Source organism: Mycobacterium sp. 852002-51971_SCH5477799-a (assembly GCF_001667145.1).
Lineage (GTDB): Bacteria > Actinomycetota > Actinomycetes > Mycobacteriales > Mycobacteriaceae > Mycobacterium.
In genome coordinates this window covers 33,176-48,965 of sequence record NZ_LZIF01000079.1, presented here as the reverse complement: position 1 = coordinate 48,965, position 15,790 = coordinate 33,176, and the positions used below count along the sequence as shown (strand labels likewise).

Below are 15,790 nucleotides of genomic sequence, written 5' to 3'. Positions count from 1 at the left end.
ACGCCCTCAGACCCCGACGCGCACGCCGACACCGGCGTGATCACCCCGGCCTTGGCGTGCCGCTCCAGCCCCACCGCCGCCGAGGCGCCGTTGGGCATGTATTTCTGCACCCCGAGCGGCGAGACGGCCTTCATACCACGTTGGCGCATGTCGTCGTAGCTGTAAACCAACTCCTCCGAGGACCCCAGGCCGGTGCCGATGGACACCATCAGCCGGTTGCTGTCGACCTCGGGGGAGCCGGCGTTCTCCCAGACCCGGCGGCCCAGAATGGTGGACATCCGCTGCAGGTAGCCCGTCCGGCGCAACTCGATACGGGTCATTTGGCTGTCGAATTCCTCCAGCAAATGCCCGCCGATGCGCACCGGCAGGTCGAACTCCTCGACGAACGGATCCTCGAGTTTGCGGATACCACTTTGGCTGTCCAACAACAGCTTCCAGGTGTTCTCGGCATCAGTTGCCAACGCGGTCGTCATGGCGACGCCAGTGACGACCACGTTCGGGAGCGTTTTCCCGGTAACCAGCTCTGTCATGGGTATTGCGAACGTTCCTTCCGTGCTCAGTAACGCCCGAAGGCGAGTGCCACGTTGTGGCCACCGAACCCGAACGAGTTGTTGATCGCATAACGGAATTCGCCGTAGCGAGGTTCGCCCGCGACAACGTCCAAATCGATCTCGGGATCGGGTGTTTCGTAATTGAGTGTTGGCGGTATCACGCCGTCCCGAAGGCTCAATACCGTGAGAACAGATTCCAAAGCTCCGACCGCCCCAATGGAGTGCCCCAGAGCCGACTTCGGTGCGTACACCGACGCCTCCTGGCACCCCGCGACGCGAATGGCGTTGGCCTCGGCGGTGTCGCCGATCGGAGTTGCCGTCCCGTGGGCGTTGACGTGGTCGACGTCCTTAGGGGACAACCCCGCCAGCTCCAGCGATCGGGTCATAGCGCGACCGGCGCGCACGCCGTCCGCCGCCGGCGCCACCATGTGGAACGCGTCCGAGGTGATGCCGGCACCCATCAACCGGGCCAGCGGCTTGGCGCCCCGGGCCTTCGCGTGCTCTTCGGTCTCGATGATCATTAGCGCACCGGCTTCACCAAACACGAAGCCGTCGCGGTCCTTGTCGAACGGCCGCGATGCGCGCTCCGGCTCATCGTTGCGCGTCGACATGGCCCGCATCATCGAGAACGCCGCGATCGGCAGCGCTTCGATGGGACCCTCGACACCACCGCAGACGGCGAAGTCGGCGTCACCCATGACGATCTGACGCCACGCGTGGGCGATCGCCTCCGAGCCCGACGAGCAGGCCGAGACCGGGGTGATGACCCCGGCGCGGGCGCCGAGCTGCAGGCCCACCACCGCCGCGGCGCCGTTGGGCATGATCATCTGAACGGCGAGCGGCGACACCTTGCGGGGGCCCCCCTCGTTCATCAGGTCGTAGGTCTCCACGATCCTCTCGGCGCCACCCAGCCCGGTGCCGACCACGACCGAGAAACGGTCGGGGTCGACCTCCGGGCTGCCGGCGGTCTCCCACAACTGACCGCTCAGATATTTGGCCAGCCGCTGGACATACGACATACGTCGCAGGTCGAGCCTGCCCATGTGCTCGTCGATGGGCTCCTTGAGGTGGCCACCGATCTTGACGGGCAGATCCCACTTCGTGACAAACTCGTCTTCGAGGATGTGGATGCCGCTTTCGCCGGCCAGCAAACCCTTCCACGTGCCCTCGATGTCCGGCGCGATCGATGTCGTTGCCGCGACAGCGGTTACCACAACGTTGGGGTAACCGCCATTAGCAGTGGAAGGCTTGCTCACTTGCTGTCCGCTTCCAGCCTTGCCTTGACGCTGGCCACGGCCTCGGGGTTCTCCGACTCGAGCTTGGCGCGCAGCGCGGCGGCGGCTTCGGGGTCTTCTTCCTCGAGCTTCTGGATGTAGGAGACGACGTCACCGACGGTACGCAGACCGGCGAGGTCCTCGTCGGGGATCTTGACGCCGTACTTGTCCTCGGTCTGAACGGCGATCTCGACCATCGACAGCGAGTCGATGTCCAGGTCGTCGACGAAGGACTTCTCCGGGGTGACCTCGGAGGGCTCGATACCGGTTACCTCTTCGATGATCTCGGCGATACCGGCGATGATTTCTTCCTGGCTGACAGCCACAGCGTGCTTCCCTTCGTAATGTGTTGTGTGTTAGTCGAATTGACGTGCTATGCGGTTGTACTGGTTCTGCAACTGGCCGAGCTGGCTTTAGAGCTCGGCCAAAGCGTCCAGGTCTGCGGGAGACTTGACGGCACGAGCCGTGATCCCCCGAAGTTCTCGTTTGGCGATGCCGGTAAGGGTTCCCGCGGGCGGGAACTCCACGGCCGCAGTGACTTCCAAATCGCGCAGCGTCGCGGTGCACAGGTCCCAGCGCACCGGCTGGGTCAGCTGGGCGACCAACGCCTCCATCGCCGCGGTCGCCGACGTGACCGGCTTGCCGTCGCGGTTCGACAACAGTGTGGCGGTGGGCTCGGACGTCTGAACGGCGGCCGCCGCGGCGGCGTAGCCGTCGAGCGCCGACGCCATGTATTTGGTGTGGAACGCTCCGGCCACACCCAGCGCGCGCACCCGGGCCTTTTCCGGCGGGTCTTCGGCCAGCTTCTCCAGCGCGGACAGCGAGCCGGCGGCGACGATCTGCCCGGCCGCGTTGCGGTTGGCGGGGAACAGGTCAAGCTGCTCGAGCCGGGCAAGAACCTCGCCCTCGTCCCCTCCGAGCACCGCCGACATGCCGGTGGGCTCGACGGCGCAAGCCTTGGCCATCTCGGCGCCACGGGTGGCGGCCAGCGCGACGGCGTCGTCGGCGGCGATCACGCCGGCGATCGCGTACGCGGCGATCTCGCCGACGGAGTGGCCGGCGACGACCAGGTCCGCACCCGACAGCAGGCCGCGCTTGGTCAGCTCCTGGTGGGCCAGCAGCGTGGCGGCGACAACCAGCGGCTGGGTGACCGCGGTATCGGTGATCTCTTCGGTCGATGCGGTGGTGCCCAGACGCACGAGGTCGAGGCCGCTAGCCTTGGACCACAGCGCCAACTGGTCAGCAGCGCCGGCGAGCTCCAGCCACGGCGAGAGCATCCCCTCGGTCTGCGAACCCTGTCCGGGCGCAAGCAATGCAATCACGTGTTTAAGAGAACACTGTGGAATCGGTTTTGGCGGGTGTATCAGATTATGAACCTCGTCTTAGGTTTTTGTGGACTCCCTACAAAACAGCTCCGTAAGCTACAGGTTTGATATCGTGCCGCGATCTGTTGCCTGGGTCACTGTCACCCGGATTGCCGCGCAGCAACCCCTCTGACCGGCAGCGGAACCGCCGGCATCGCACTGCTGTCGGCCCTTGACGGATTGGTCGGATAGTTGAGCTGGCCGACCGTCGCCGCCACTCGCAGCACGTATGCGTCGCGCGGCTGCATGGGATCGCGGCCGGTGAAGTCGGCGATCCGCTTGAGTCGGTAGCGCACGGTGTTTGGATGAACGAACAACTTTCTGGCGCAGGCCTCAATTGCGCCGCCACAATCTAAGTAAGCGTCCAGGGTCTCGATCAGCGTGGGACCCGCGTCGGCCAGCGGGCCCATCACGTCGGTGTGCAGCGCCACGATCGCCGACGCATCACCCATCAGCGCCCGTTCGGGCAGCAGTTCGCGGGCCGGAACCGGCCGCGGCGCTCCCCGCCAGCCGCCCACGGCGTTCATCCCGGATATCGCCTCGCTGGCGCTGTGGTAGGCCGCCGTCAGCATGGGCGCGGTGGGTCCGACGACCACGGGCCCGTCGGCGAACGCCTCCAGCAGGTCGCCGAGGAATTTGTCGGTTGGCGACAATTGGCCGGACACGATGGCGACCAGCCAGGTGCCATGCACGTCGGTGAGGGCCGCGCGCCCGTGCCGCGCGGCGATGTCGCGGACGTGCTGACTCGCGCGCTCGCTGTCGGCGGGGCCGGTCGATCCGTCGCGGCCGGGGGCCGGGGTGCCGACCACGACCGTCGCCGGGGCCGTCGTGTCCCAGTTCAGTGCCGCGGCGCGGGACAGCAGCTCGGGGCCGGTGTCGCCGCGGACCACCGCGTCGACGACGCTGGCTTCCATCCGGCTGTCCCAGGTGCCGCGTGCCTCGGCCGCATTCGCGTAGGCAGTGGCGGCGGTGAACGCCAAGTCGCGGCTGTACTTGAGGATGCCCACGGTCAGCGCGGTCAGCTGCTCTTCGGAGCGGGCCAGCAGCGGGACCACTTCCTCGAAGAAGTCCATGGTCACGCGCGCCATGTCGACGCTGTGGCGCAGCGCGATGCGGCGGGCGAGGTCCTGGGGCACCAGCTCGAAAGCCTGCGCGGTGTGGCTGACGTTGCTGTGCGGGTCCTGCATCCACTCGGCGAAGTTGTTGATGGCCGTCTGCACCACCAGCGCCATGCTGGCCCGCTGCGACGCTTCCAAGTCGACGAAGAACGGCAACCGATCGCCCATCACCGAGACCGCTTCGGTGGCCAGCCGGCCGGAGTACTGCTTCAACCGGCGCAGGACGGAGTCCGGCACCGTGTCCAGCAGCTCCAGGGGCGATCGCGGCTGCTTGGCGAACGGACCGGCGAAGGGGTTGTCATTCACCCCTAAAACCTACGCGTTATTTCTAGAAGTTTCCGCCAAAGGAGCCGCGCGGCGGTTCTTAAGAACGGCTCCCGGCTTGTCAGTGGTTCGAGTGTGCGGCCAGCCGCACCCTCGGCGACCACTGTGCGGCTCGGCGCACGCTGGGCGCAGGGCCAGGCCGAGCGCAGAAGCCTGCGCGTCAGGCCACCCCGGGGTCCGACGTCTGTTCCGGAGCGGCCTGCACGTCGTCGATCTTGTACTGGCGGGCTGCGGCGATCGGCACCGACGGGTCGATCTCACCGTCGCGTGCCAACGCCTCCAGCACCGCAACCACCTGCGATTCGGCGTCGGTGTTGAAGTACCGCCGCGCCGCCGGCCGGGTATCGGAGAAGCCGAACCCGTCGGTGCCCAGGGTGACGTAAGTGCCCGGCACCCAGGGCCGGATCTGCTCGGGGACCGCGCGCATCCAGTCCGACACCGCGACCACCGGCCCGCTCGCGTTCGAGAGGGCTTCGGTGACGTACGGGACGCCGGCCGGCCGGTCCGGATGGCGCAGTCTGGCCCTGTCGACGGCCACGCCGTCGCGGTTCAACTCGCCCCAGCTGGTCACCGACCACACATCGGCGGCGACATCCCACTCCGCGGCCAGCATCTCCGCGGCGTTCAGGGCCGACGGCATCGCCACCCCGGACGCCAGGATCTGCGCGTTGCTCGTGCGCTGTTCGGTCGCGACGCGGTAGCGGTAGAGACCCCGCAGCACGCCCTCGGGGTCGAAATTCTCCGGCTCCGGCGGCTGCACGTACGGCTCGTTGTAGACGGTGATGTAGAAGAACACGTCCTCGGGGTCTTCCCCGAACATCCGCGCCAGGCCGCTCTCCACGATGTGGGCGATCTCGTAGGCGAAAGCCGGGTCGTAGGCGACTACCGCCGGGTTGGTGCTGGCCAGTAGCAGCGAGTGGCCGTCGGCATGCTGCAGGCCCTCGCCGGTCAACGTGGTGCGCCCGGCGGTGGCTCCGAGCAGGAAGCCGCGGGTCATCTGGTCGGCGGCGGCCCACAGGCCGTCCCCGGTCCGCTGGAAGCCGAACATCGAATAGAAGATGTAGATCGGGATCATCGGCTCGTTGTGCGTCGCATACGACGTGCCCGCCGCGATGAACGACCCCACCGAGCCGGCTTCGTTGATGCCCTCGTGCAGGATGTGGCCGCCTTCGCTTTCCTTATAGGCCAGCATCAGCTCGGCATCCACTGCGGTGTACAGCTGGCCGTTGCGGTTGTAGATCTTCAGCGACGGGAACCACGAGTCCATCCCGAAGGTGCGCGCCTCGTCGGGGATGATCGGCACGATGCGCGGCCCAACTTCTTTGTCCCGCAACACTTCTTTGAAGGTCCGCACCGTCGCCATGGTGGTGGCGACCTCCTGGTTTCCCGACCCCTTCTTCAGCGCGGCGTAGGTGTCGCGGCCGGGCAGCCGCAGCGCCTTCGTCTTGGTCCGCCGCTCGGGCAGGAAGCCGCCGAGGGTGCGCCGGCGATCGACCATGTAGCGGATCTCCTCGGCATCGGAGCCGGGGTGGTAGTAGGGCGGCAGGTAGGGATCCTCTTCCAGCTGAGCATCGCTGATCGGAATACGGATCGCGTCGCGGAAGTCTTTAAGGTCTTGCAGCGCAAGCTTTTTCATCTGATGTGTGGCGTTGCGGCCCTGGAAATGCGCACCCAGCGAGTAGCCCTTGATTGTCTTGGCCAGGATCACCGTCGGCTGGCCCCTGTGGTCGACGGCGGCGCGGTAGGCGGCGTAGACCTTGCGATAGTCGTGGCCACCGCGCTTGAGATTCCAAATCTCCGAGTCGCTCATGTGCTCCACGAGAGCCTTGGTGCGCGGATCGCGGCCAAAGAAGTGGTCGCGCACGTACGCGCCGTCGTTGGCCTTATACGTCTGGTAGTCGCCGTCCGGGGTGGTGTTCATCAGGTTGACCAGCGCGCCGTCGCGGTCGGCGTGCAGCAGGGCATCCCATTCGCGGCCCCACACGACCTTGATGACGTTCCAGCCGGCGCCGCGGAAGTATGACTCCAGCTCCTGGATGATCTTGCCGTTGCCGCGCACCGGGCCGTCGAGGCGCTGCAGGTTGCAGTTGACGACGAACGTCAGGTTGTCCAGCCCCTCCAGCGCCGCGACGTGGGCCAGGCCGCGGCTCTCCGGCTCGTCCATCTCGCCGTCGCCCAGGAAGCACCACACGTGCTGGTCGGAGGTGTCCTTGATGCCACGGTCGTGCAGGTAGTGGTTGAACCGCGCCTGGTAGATGGCGTTGAGCGGACCCAGGCCCATCGAGACGGTGGGGAATTCCCAGAAGTCGGGCATCAGCCGCGGGTGCGGGTAGGAGGGCAATCCGCCGGCGGCGTGGCTGTGCTCCTGCCGGAAGCCGTCCATCCGGTCGGCGGTCAACCGGCCTTCCAGGAAGGCACGGGCGTAGATGCCCGGGGACGCGTGGCCCTGAATGAATACCTGGTCCCCGCCGCCGGGGTGCGACTTGCCGCGGAAGAAGTGGTTGAACCCGACCTCGTACAGCGCCGCCGACGAGGCGTAGGTCGAAATATGGCCGCCCACACCGACTCCCGGGCGCTGGGCGCGGTGCACCATGATGGCCGCGTTCCACCGGATCCACGCGCGGTAGCGCCGTTCCACATCCTCGTCACCGGGGAACCACGGCTCTAGTTCGGTCGGAATGGTGTTGACGTAATCGGTCGACGTCAGCGACGGGAGGGCGACGCGCTGCTCGCCGGCGCGTTCCAGCAATCGCAGCATCAGATAGCGCGCCCGAGACGGGCCGGAGCGCTCCAGCAGTTCATCGAAGGACTCCAGCCACTCCGACGTCTCTTCTGGATCGATGTCGGGTAGGTAAGAGGCCACCCCCTCGCGGATCACCCGGACGCGATCGGGTTCCGTTGCGCCGTGGGGATTTGCGGCCAGATCGTGGCGCACGAACTCAGTTGTCAACGCACTACTCCTGTTGTTGTCGGAATGTGTGCCGTAACGGGTGGGTCGCACCCTGCCACCATCGTGCCGCACAGGTGTCGCGCGCCGATAGTCGACGTCGGCTAGCTGACGGAGCGTCACCTGGCGAACACCAACTCGGCGGGTCTGGGGCAAGCACAGAGGTCACCCGGTAACGTCAGCCATGTGCTCATCCGGTGGGGTGCCGTCCCTCAGGCGCAGGTGAAGGCTTTGCCCCGGCGCGGGGCCTTGGCGCTGGGTTGTGTCGCCGTGGCGCTGATGGGCATCGTCGGGTGCACCTCCGTCACCAACGGCACGGCTACGCCCGACACCAAGGTGGCGCCGGCCTACCGTCAGTCGGTGTCCGCGTCGGTGTCCGCATCGTCGGTGACTTCGAGCGTCCGGGAGTCACAGCGGCAACAATCGCTGACGACCAAGGCGGTGCGCACCGCCTGCGCCACGCTGATCACCACCAGCAAGAACGCGATCGACAAGACCAACGAGTTCGTGAAGGCGTTCAACGCAGGCCGCGGCACCGGGCCGACCGAAGGACCGGCCATCGACGCCCTCAACGACAGCGCCACCACGGTGGGCAACAGCTTCAGCGATGCGATGTCGCAACAGATCAAGGACGCCTTCAACGCCTACATTGACGCCGCACGCGCGGTGGCCAACGCCATCGGCACGCACGCGGGCACCGGCGAATTCAACAAGCGGGTCGATCAACTCAACGATACGAAGAAGAACGCGGTGAAACTGTGCCTGGCAACGTAGTGATGCGGAAGTATGGACCGGGTTCTGGCTGTGCGACGATAATCCTCAATCGCATGGCGCGCGGACGTTAAGGAGGCTCCACGGTGGTCGCGGCGGATCACGCCCCGAGCTACGCCCGCAAATTGGGCATCCAACGGGACCAAGTTGTCCAGGAGTGGGGCTGGGACGAAGACACCGATGACGAGATCCGCGCCGCGGTCGAGGAAGCCTGCGGCAGCGACTTGCTCGACGAAGACACCGACGAGGTAGTCGACGTCGTCCTGCTGTGGTGGCGAGACGGTGACGGCGACCTGGTGGACACCCTGATGGACGCGATTGGCCCGCTGGCCGAAGACGGCGTGATCTGGGTGCTGACGCCCAAAACCGGCAAGCCCGGACATGTGTTACCGGCCGAAATCGCGGAAGCCGCCCCCACCGCCGGTTTGATGCCGACCTCGTCGGTCAATTTGGGGGACTGGAGCGCCAGCCGGCTGGTGCAGCCCAAATCCCGCGCCGGGAAGCGTTGATGCTGTCCATCGGCACCGCCGCCCCGGATTTCACCTTGCGCGACCAGAATCAACAGCGCGTCACGCTGAGCTCCTATCGGGACGCCAAGAACGTCCTGCTGGTGTTCTTCCCGCTGGCATTTACCGGGATCTGCCAGGGTGAGCTGGATCAGTTGCGTGACCACCTGCCTGATTTCGAAAACGACGACAGCGCCACGCTGGCGATCTCGGTGGGGCCGCCGCCCACCCATCGGGTCTGGTCGCTGGACAGCGGCTTCACCTTTCCGGTGTTGTCGGACTTCTGGCCGCATGGCGCGGTCAGCCAGAGCTATGGCGTGTTCAACGAGGACGCCGGCTACTCCAACCGCGGGACGTTCGTAGTCGACCGGTCCGGGATCATCCGCTTCGCCGAGATGAAACAGCCCGGCGAGTCCCGCGACCAACGGCTCTGGACCGATGCCCTGGCGGCGCTGCGGGCCTGAGACGGGCTCGACATTTTGGGAACTTGGCCTTCGGACGGGTAGCCTGCCCGGGGCAACGGGCGCGTAGCTCAGTGGTAGAGCTCTGGTTTTACACACCAGCGGTCGGCGGTTCGATACCGTCCGCGCCCACCAGTGTTTACGCAGGCCAGCGTCGCATGGCCGGCCTGTTGGGTTTGGCGGCGAAATCCGACTGGACGGTGTCGAGCGGCGTTCGTGAGCCGTCGGGTCTTGACCGAATTATCCGAGTGTGCTTCGCGCCGGGCCCCCCGGCGTTACTCTTTGCCGATGATCGCGGGCGACAAGGCGCCTGACTTCACTCTGTTGGATCACACCGGTCGGCCCCGGGCGCTGTCCGCGCTCCTCGCCGAAGGGCCGGTCGTGCTGTTCTTCTTCCCACTCGCGTCCTCACCGATCTGCACTGCCCAGGCTTGTCATTTTCGGGACCTGAGCAACGAATTCGTGACGGTGGGCGCCCAGCGCGTGGGCATCAGCACCGACACCGTCGACAAGCAGGCCCACTTCGCCCAGCAGCGTTCGTTCGACTATCCGCTGCTCTCCGACGCGGACGGCGTGGTGTCCGAGCTGTTCGGCGTGCGCCGAGGCAGGTTCGCCAAGCTGCGTAAATCCGTCGCCGCGCGGGATGAGGCCCGGCGTGGCCGGCACACCCGGCGCCGCGGCCTGCTGGCCCGGCTGCTCCCGGTCAGACGGACCACCTTCGTCATCGACACCGATCGGACCGTACTCAAGGTGGTCTCCAGCGAGCTGCGTGCATCGGTGCACGCCGATCAGACCTTGTGGTTCTTGCAGCACCACATGGGGCCGCATAGTTCGCCACATGCCGGGGGGAACACTCCGACACGCATCAGCAGGCGGAGGCCGAGGGCACAGAGTCAGAGGCCGCGAACGAGCCGAGTCTCGTGCGGCCGTACGCGCTGACGGGAGGCCGTACCGACGCTGGTGTCGAATTGGCACTCGAGGCTCCGGTCGAAGCGCTCGACTCCGCAACGAAGCCGCCGCGCTGGCCGAGAAACGATGTGCGGGGCCAGATTCTGACGTATTGCGTGCAGAGCCCGTCGGTCGCAGAGATCGCCGCTCGTCTGTCCCTGCCGCTCGGTGCGACGCGGTTTCTGGTCGGGGAACTGGTGACACAGGGTTACCTGCGGGTGCACGCACCCCTCGGTGCCTCGATGACGATCGACGAACGACGTGAGCTGATAGGCAGGACCCTCAGTGGCCTGCGAGCACTCTGACGGGTCGGGCGCCGCCTCGGCGTAAGCCTAGGGCCGACGCGCCAGGGTGCGTGCCGCCGGTCACGCGACGAGGGGCACTATGAACGCGTGAAACCGTTCCGCATCGACGTTCCTGACGACGTTCTCGACGATCTGCGCTCGCGGCTGGCCCGCACGCGTTGGCCGGAGGCCGAATGCGTGGACGACTGGAGCCAGGGCGTGCCGGTGGCCTACACCCGCGAGCTGGCCGACTACTGGGCCAACGACTACGACTGGCGAGCGCGGGAGGCCGCGCTCAACCGCTTCGATCAGTTCACCACCGAAATCGACGGTCTGGACATCCATTTCATCCATCAGCGGTCCCCGCACGCAGACGCGTTTCCACTGGTGATCACGCACGGCTGGCCGGGTTCGGTCGTGGAGTTCCACAAGGTGATCGAGCCGTTGACCAACCCCGCCTCGGGGCGCGCCGAGGACGCCTTCCACGTCGTATGCCCGTCGCTCCCGGGGTATGGGTTCTCCGGAAAACCCACCAAGACCGGCTGGGGCGTGGAAAAGATTGCCGAGGCATGGGAAACGCTGATGCTGCGCCTGGGTTACGACCGCTACGGCGCCCAGGGCGGCGACTGGGGCGCCGCCGTCACCACACAGATCGGCCGCAACGTCGGCCACTGCGTGGCCATCCACCTGAACATGCCGGTCGGCCGGCCCACCAAGGACTCGCTGACCAACCCGACCGACGAGGAGCAACGAGCGCTCGCCGGGTTGGCCAACCACCGCAAGTGGGGCACCGGCTATTCCAAGCAACAGTCCACCCGGCCACAAACACTGGGCTACGGGCTGGCCGATTCGCCGACGGGCCAGCTGGCCTGGATCGTCGAAAAGTTCTGGGACTGGGCCGATTGCGACGGGCGTCCCGAAAACGCGGTCAGTCGTGACGAGCTGCTCGACAACGTGATGGTGTACTGGGTGACCAACACCGCCGCGTCCTCGGCCCGCCTGTACTGGGAGAGCTTTGCGGCGTGGGGTGGTGGGGGTCGCGTCGAATTGCCCACGGGCGTAGCGGCTTTCCCCGGCGAGCTGCTCAAGGCGCCACGTAGCTGGTGCGAGCCGGTCTACAACATCACCCACTGGACGGACATGGCGCGCGGCGGGCATTTCGCCGCGTTCGAACAACCGGAGCTGTTCGTCGAGGACCTCCGCGCGTTCTTCGCGACGGTGCGCTGAGCCGATCAGCCCGGCGGGGCGAAGAACTCCAGGGCGATGCCGTCGGGGTCGCGAAAGCTCAGTCCCGACCCGTAGGGCGCATCCACGATGCCGCCGTGTTCGATGCCCAGTTCGCCCAGCCGGGTGACCCAGTTCTGCAGCTCGGCGCGGCTGGCGCAACCGAAGCCGACATGGTCGAGCCCGACGCGATGTTCGCTGAACTTCTCGTCGGGCGCCTTGCGGTCATGCTGATGGATGCCGAATATCGTGCCCGCGTCGAGCATCCACACCTGATGGTGAAATCCGGCGTCGGTGTGCTCGTCGAGGATCGGGTCGGCGCCGAGCAGGTTGCGATACCACGGGCCGCTGATCTCGACGTCGCGCACCGTGACCGCGACGTGGTTGAGCGCTGGAAAGGTCATGCCTGGCCACGCTAGTCCGGTTTGCGCGGTGTGCCGACCATCGGGCCGCTGGCCAAGTCGCCATCTAGACGATCCGCCGGCCCTGGCGCGCGCGAGATCGCATGTCCCACAGATAGATTCGGTATCCGAAGATCCAGGCCGCGTGTGGGATCAGCCCGTCGGCCAGCCGCAGGGCGGTCAGCAGCCAGCCGAAGCGGCGCTGCTGGGCGGGCGACCAGTCCAGCTGCATCAACGCCCGGAATTCGGGAGCCAGGAACCCCGTCGTCGCGAACAGGTTGAACGGGCCCGCCAGCACCTTCGCATGATGACGTTGGCGGCGGGCAACAACGTCGCCGCCGGGTTCAGCAGGTCAGCGATCCCGGTGGCGGGCCGCTTCACCGCCGACCTTGCCTGCTGGGCCTCATGCCTTCGAGTAGACCATCGCCGGATCGGCACGATCAATGGCTACGGGCTGCGGTGGACGCTGGCCGTCCTGATCGTGCTGGTCATCGTCGTCCTGATCGTGCTGGTCATCGTCGTCGTGATCGTGGCGGTCGCCTCGTCGAGGGGGGCGCGACGCCCGGTGTGAGACGCTGCCGAGGTGGTTGCGAGGCAGACCCGGATCGTGGGCGTGGCGATCGGCTACCTGGCCGACCGCGCGATGGGCGACCCGCGACGGGGCCATCCCGTCGCGCTCTTCGGCCGAACCGCCGCCGCGCTGGAGAACGTGACCTACCGCGACAGCCGGATCGCCGGCGCGGTCCACGCCGGCGCGCTGATCGGGGCGGTGGGCCTGCTCGGCCTGGCGGTGCAACAGGCCGCCGCGCGCCGTGGCCGGGTGGGGTCGATCGCGGCGACCGCGGCGGCCACCTGGGTGGCGCTGGGCGGAACCTCGTTGGCCCGCACCGGCCTGGACATGTCGCAGCGGCTGGAACGCGGTGACGTCGAGGCCGCCCGCGCGCTGCTGCCGTCATTGTGCGGGCGTGACCCGGCGGCGCTGGACCGCGCGGGCCTGACGCGCGCTTCGCTGGAATCGATCGCCGAGAACACCTCCGACGCCCAGGTGGCACCGCTGCTGTGCGCGGCGGCCGGCGGCGTACCCGCGGTCCTGGTGTATCGCGGCATCAACACCCTGGACTCGATGGTCGGTTATCGCTCGCCGCGCTATCTCCGTTTCGGCTGGGCCGCAGCGAGATTGGATGACGTCGCCAACTTCCTGGCCGCGCGGGTGACGGCGTCGCTGGTGGTGCTGCTGGCGCCGGTGGTCGGCGGATCATCGGCGGGTGCGGCACGTGCCTGGCGCCGCGACGCCGCCCGTCACCCCAGCCCCAACGCCGGCGTCGTCGAGGCGGCCTTCGCCGGGGCGCTGGGCGTGCGCCTGGGCGGTCCCACGCAATACCGCCACGGGCTGCAGATCCGGCCCACGCTCGGCGATGGCCGGGCGCCGACGGTGACCGACCTGCGGCGCGCGGTGACGTTGTCGTTGCTGGTGCAAGCGGGTGCCGCGGTGTCGGCCGGACTGTTGACGTACCTGTCGGGTTACCGCCGGCGACCGTAGCGGTCGGCGAGTTTGGCCTCGACGGACTGCGGCGCCTCGGGCGCTTCGGGCGTGGGTGCCGCGGCGGGCGACTGCCGGTGTTGCTTCTCCTGTCGGCGGGCGCGGATCTCCGAGTAGGCGAAATAGCCCAACCCGATGGGGGCGAGGATGCCGAACGCTATCCATTGGATGCCGTAGGACAGGAACGGGCCGGCGTCCAGCTGCGGCACGCCGACCACACCGAGCCCGCCGGGCTGACCGTCGATCAATTGCAGGTAAGACCCGGCCAGGGGGGTCTTGGTCAGCACCGCGACCTGTTTGGTGTCGATCGAATACACCTGCTGCACACCGTCTCCCACGAAGGGATCCTTGTTGGCCGCTGCGGTTTCGGAGTTGCGCAGCCGCGCCGTGATGGTCACCGTTTGCGCCGGTGGGCGGGGGATCGGCGGGACGTGAGACCCCTCCAGGGGGCGCACGTAGCCGCGGTCGACCAGGACGGTCGGCCCGCCGTCGACCACAAAGGGCGCCAGCACCTCGAATGCCGGCTTCGAGTCGATCACCCGCAACCGGGCCAGCACCTGCACGTCCGGCAGATAGTGTCCGGTTGCGGTGACCTGGCGCCACTGCGCGCCGGGCGCCGCTGAATTCTGCTGCGGCAGTAGCGTTTTCAGCGGAACCGGCGCGGTATTCAGCGAAGATTCGATCTGGCGGTTCTCCTGCGACGTCCTGCTGTGCTTGCCCAGCTGCCACGGCGCGAGCACCGTGAAGCACAGGTATGCGAAGGCGACGACCACCAGTGCCAGCACGATCCAGCCCGGGCGCAGCAGAAAGGGCAGCCGGCGCATCAAGTGGATCCGTTCTGCGCGAGCCGTTCGTCGACCCAGTCGTGTAGACCCGGCAGCGCCGCGTCGATGACGGCGTAAACGCGTTCAAAGTCTTCGGTGTCGCCGTAGTAGGGGTCGTCGACGTCGGGGGTGTGGGCGCCGGTGCGCGGATCGAAGGACCGCAGCATCCGGACGCGCTCCTCGTCGGCGCCCAGCTGCCGCAGCATCCGGGCGTGGTTGCGGTCCAGGGCCACCACCAGATCGGCCCCCAAATGTTCGGCGCCGACCTGTGCGGCGCGGTGCTCGCACGCGTAGCCGTGGGCGCGCAGCACGCCGGCGGCCCGCTCGTCGGCGCACTCGCCGACATGCCAATTGCCGGTGCCGGCGCTGCTCACCCGCACCGCGTCGGCCAGGCCCCGGCGGCGCAGCTGGTCGGCGAACATCTTCTCGGCCATCACCGACCGGCAGATGTTGCCGGTGCACACGAACGTGACGTGCAGCGCCTCGCGACTAGACACCCAGCGTCCTCCGCAGCTCGTCGATGGTCGAGGCGTGCGTCACGCCGGGCGCGGCCGTGTCGCGCCCGGCTGCGCGATCCGGGAAGTCGGCCTTGCCGTAGCCCCAGCCGACCACCACGGTGTCGATGCCGTGGGCGGCCGCACCGTGCACGTCGTGGCTGCGGTCACCGACCATCAGCACCCGCTCGGGCAGGGGCTCCAACTGCGACAGGGCATGGGCCAGCACCTCGACCTTGGTCTTGCGCGAACCGTCGGGGCTCGCGCCGGCGATGACCTCGAAGTGCTGGTCAAGCCCGAAATGAGCGAGGATGCGCCGCGCCGTGGGCTCCAGCTTGGAGGTGGCGACCGCCAGCCGGACGCCGGCGGCGCGCAGATCCACCAGCAGTGTCTCGATCCCGTCGAAGAGCGCGTTCATCGCCCAGCCCCGGGCGCCGTACTCGGCGCGGAAGGCGGCGATGGCCTCCTCGGCATTGTCGCCGAGTTCCATGGCGCGGAAGGTGTCGTCCATCGGCGGGCCGACGATCTGAGCGACGAGATCGCCGGGCGGCACCGGGGCGCCGATGTGGTTGAGCGCATGCAAAAAGCTGGCGACGATCCCTTCCGCGGAGTCGGTCAGCGTGCCGTCGAGATCGAAGATCACCAGCTGCACCGCACCGGGGGAGGTGGCGTCGCCGGGGGCCTGGCAATCGGCCGGCCTTGTGCCTGTCACCGCACCATTGTCCTCGATGGGTGTGGCCGGGTGTGACGGTGTTGCCC

Annotated in this window: 16 protein-coding genes, 1 tRNA gene and 3 pseudogenes; 9 read left to right on the top strand and 11 right to left on the bottom strand. The window is 67.6% G+C overall.

Features of this window, described 5'->3' with window-relative positions; translation table 11 throughout:
- The 6 genes and pseudogenes from kasB to aceE form a co-directional block, all read right to left on the bottom strand.
- Window positions 1-530 (bottom strand): annotated as a pseudogene (gene kasB, locus A5753_RS09520) (3-oxoacyl-ACP synthase KasB); the annotation flags it as partial.
- Between the two features lie 26 nt (window positions 531-556).
- Entirely contained in the window at window positions 557-1,807 is a 1,251-nt protein-coding gene (gene kasA / locus A5753_RS09515; RefSeq protein ID WP_067126251.1) for a 3-oxoacyl-ACP synthase KasA, read from the bottom strand.
- The gene (gene acpM / locus A5753_RS09510) at window positions 1,804-2,151 is read right to left on the bottom strand and encodes a meromycolate extension acyl carrier protein AcpM (protein WP_067126248.1); all 348 of its coding nucleotides are present in this window, start codon (window positions 2,149-2,151) and stop codon (window positions 1,804-1,806) included. Before acpM ends, kasA begins: the two co-directional genes overlap by 4 nt.
- A gap of 87 nt (window positions 2,152-2,238) precedes the next feature.
- The gene (locus A5753_RS09505) at window positions 2,239-3,147 is read right to left on the bottom strand and encodes an ACP S-malonyltransferase (protein WP_067126245.1); all 909 of its coding nucleotides are present in this window, start codon (window positions 3,145-3,147) and stop codon (window positions 2,239-2,241) included.
- Between the two features lie 143 nt (window positions 3,148-3,290).
- Entirely contained in the window at window positions 3,291-4,613 is a 1,323-nt protein-coding gene (locus A5753_RS09500) for a CdaR family transcriptional regulator (protein WP_067126242.1), read from the bottom strand.
- Between the two features lie 178 nt (window positions 4,614-4,791).
- Entirely contained in the window at window positions 4,792-7,581 is a 2,790-nt protein-coding gene (aceE, locus tag A5753_RS09495) for a pyruvate dehydrogenase (acetyl-transferring), homodimeric type (RefSeq protein ID WP_067126239.1), read from the bottom strand.
- 183 nt (window positions 7,582-7,764) lie between these two features.
- Between aceE and A5753_RS09490 the strand changes: the two genes are divergently transcribed.
- The 7 genes and pseudogenes from A5753_RS09490 (at window position 7,765) to A5753_RS09460 (ending at window position 11,775) form a co-directional block, all read left to right on the top strand.
- Window positions 7,765-8,352, top strand: coding sequence for a hypothetical protein (locus A5753_RS09490; protein WP_067126235.1), 588 nt, complete (start codon window positions 7,765-7,767; stop codon window positions 8,350-8,352).
- 83 nt (window positions 8,353-8,435) lie between these two features.
- On the top strand, window positions 8,436-8,858 hold the full coding sequence (locus A5753_RS09485; protein ID WP_007770623.1) for a DUF3052 domain-containing protein: 423 nt from the start codon (window positions 8,436-8,438) through the stop codon (window positions 8,856-8,858).
- On the top strand, window positions 8,858-9,319 hold the full coding sequence (locus A5753_RS09480) for a peroxiredoxin (RefSeq protein WP_067126233.1): 462 nt from the start codon (window positions 8,858-8,860) through the stop codon (window positions 9,317-9,319). Before A5753_RS09485 ends, A5753_RS09480 begins: the two co-directional genes overlap by 1 nt.
- 57 nt (window positions 9,320-9,376) lie before the next feature.
- Window positions 9,377-9,451 (top strand) — tRNA-Val (locus A5753_RS09475).
- A gap of 153 nt (window positions 9,452-9,604) precedes the next feature.
- A pseudogene (locus A5753_RS09470) lies at window positions 9,605-10,126 on the top strand (peroxiredoxin); the annotation flags it as partial.
- Between the two features lie 110 nt (window positions 10,127-10,236).
- Window positions 10,237-10,569, top strand: coding sequence for a DUF742 domain-containing protein (locus A5753_RS09465; protein ID WP_067126227.1), 333 nt, complete (start codon window positions 10,237-10,239; stop codon window positions 10,567-10,569).
- A gap of 87 nt (window positions 10,570-10,656) precedes the next feature.
- Window positions 10,657-11,775, top strand: a complete 1,119-nt coding sequence (locus A5753_RS09460; protein ID WP_067126224.1) for an epoxide hydrolase family protein — start codon at window positions 10,657-10,659, stop codon at window positions 11,773-11,775.
- A gap of 5 nt (window positions 11,776-11,780) precedes the next feature.
- On the opposite strand, the gene A5753_RS09455 is transcribed toward A5753_RS09460, so the two are convergent.
- Window positions 11,781-12,176 carry a VOC family protein gene (locus A5753_RS09455; RefSeq protein WP_067126221.1) on the bottom strand — a complete coding sequence of 132 codons (396 nt, stop codon included), beginning with the start codon at window positions 12,174-12,176 and terminating at the stop codon, window positions 11,781-11,783.
- A 64-nt stretch (window positions 12,177-12,240) separates the two neighbouring features.
- A pseudogene (locus A5753_RS09450) lies at window positions 12,241-12,474 on the bottom strand (oxygenase MpaB family protein); the annotation flags it as partial.
- A gap of 6 nt (window positions 12,475-12,480) precedes the next feature.
- Between A5753_RS09450 and A5753_RS09445 the strand changes: the two are divergent.
- Together A5753_RS09445 and A5753_RS09440 are read left to right on the top strand one after the other, a co-directional pair.
- Entirely contained in the window at window positions 12,481-12,744 is a 264-nt protein-coding gene (locus tag A5753_RS09445) for a hypothetical protein (protein WP_156656037.1), read from the top strand.
- Between the two features lie 72 nt (window positions 12,745-12,816).
- The gene (locus A5753_RS09440) at window positions 12,817-13,713 is read left to right on the top strand and encodes a cobalamin biosynthesis protein (protein WP_231990051.1); all 897 of its coding nucleotides are present in this window, start codon (window positions 12,817-12,819) and stop codon (window positions 13,711-13,713) included.
- Here A5753_RS09440 and A5753_RS09435 read toward each other — a convergent pair.
- From A5753_RS09435 to A5753_RS09425, 3 genes are read right to left on the bottom strand one after another with little or no spacing between them, the layout of a single operon-like run.
- Complete coding sequence (locus A5753_RS09435; RefSeq protein WP_067126205.1) at window positions 13,695-14,537, bottom strand: SURF1 family protein; 843 nt, start codon at window positions 14,535-14,537, stop codon at window positions 13,695-13,697. The two genes, A5753_RS09440 and A5753_RS09435, sit on opposite strands and share 19 nt — an antisense overlap.
- Entirely contained in the window at window positions 14,537-15,034 is a 498-nt protein-coding gene (locus tag A5753_RS09430) for a low molecular weight protein-tyrosine-phosphatase (RefSeq protein WP_067126202.1), read from the bottom strand. The genes A5753_RS09435 and A5753_RS09430 overlap by 1 nt, the downstream gene beginning before the upstream one ends.
- Window positions 15,027-15,743, bottom strand: a complete 717-nt coding sequence (locus tag A5753_RS09425; RefSeq protein WP_231990049.1) for an HAD-IA family hydrolase — start codon at window positions 15,741-15,743, stop codon at window positions 15,027-15,029. Before A5753_RS09425 ends, A5753_RS09430 begins: the two co-directional genes overlap by 8 nt.
- Window positions 15,744-15,790: the final 47 nt, after the last annotated feature.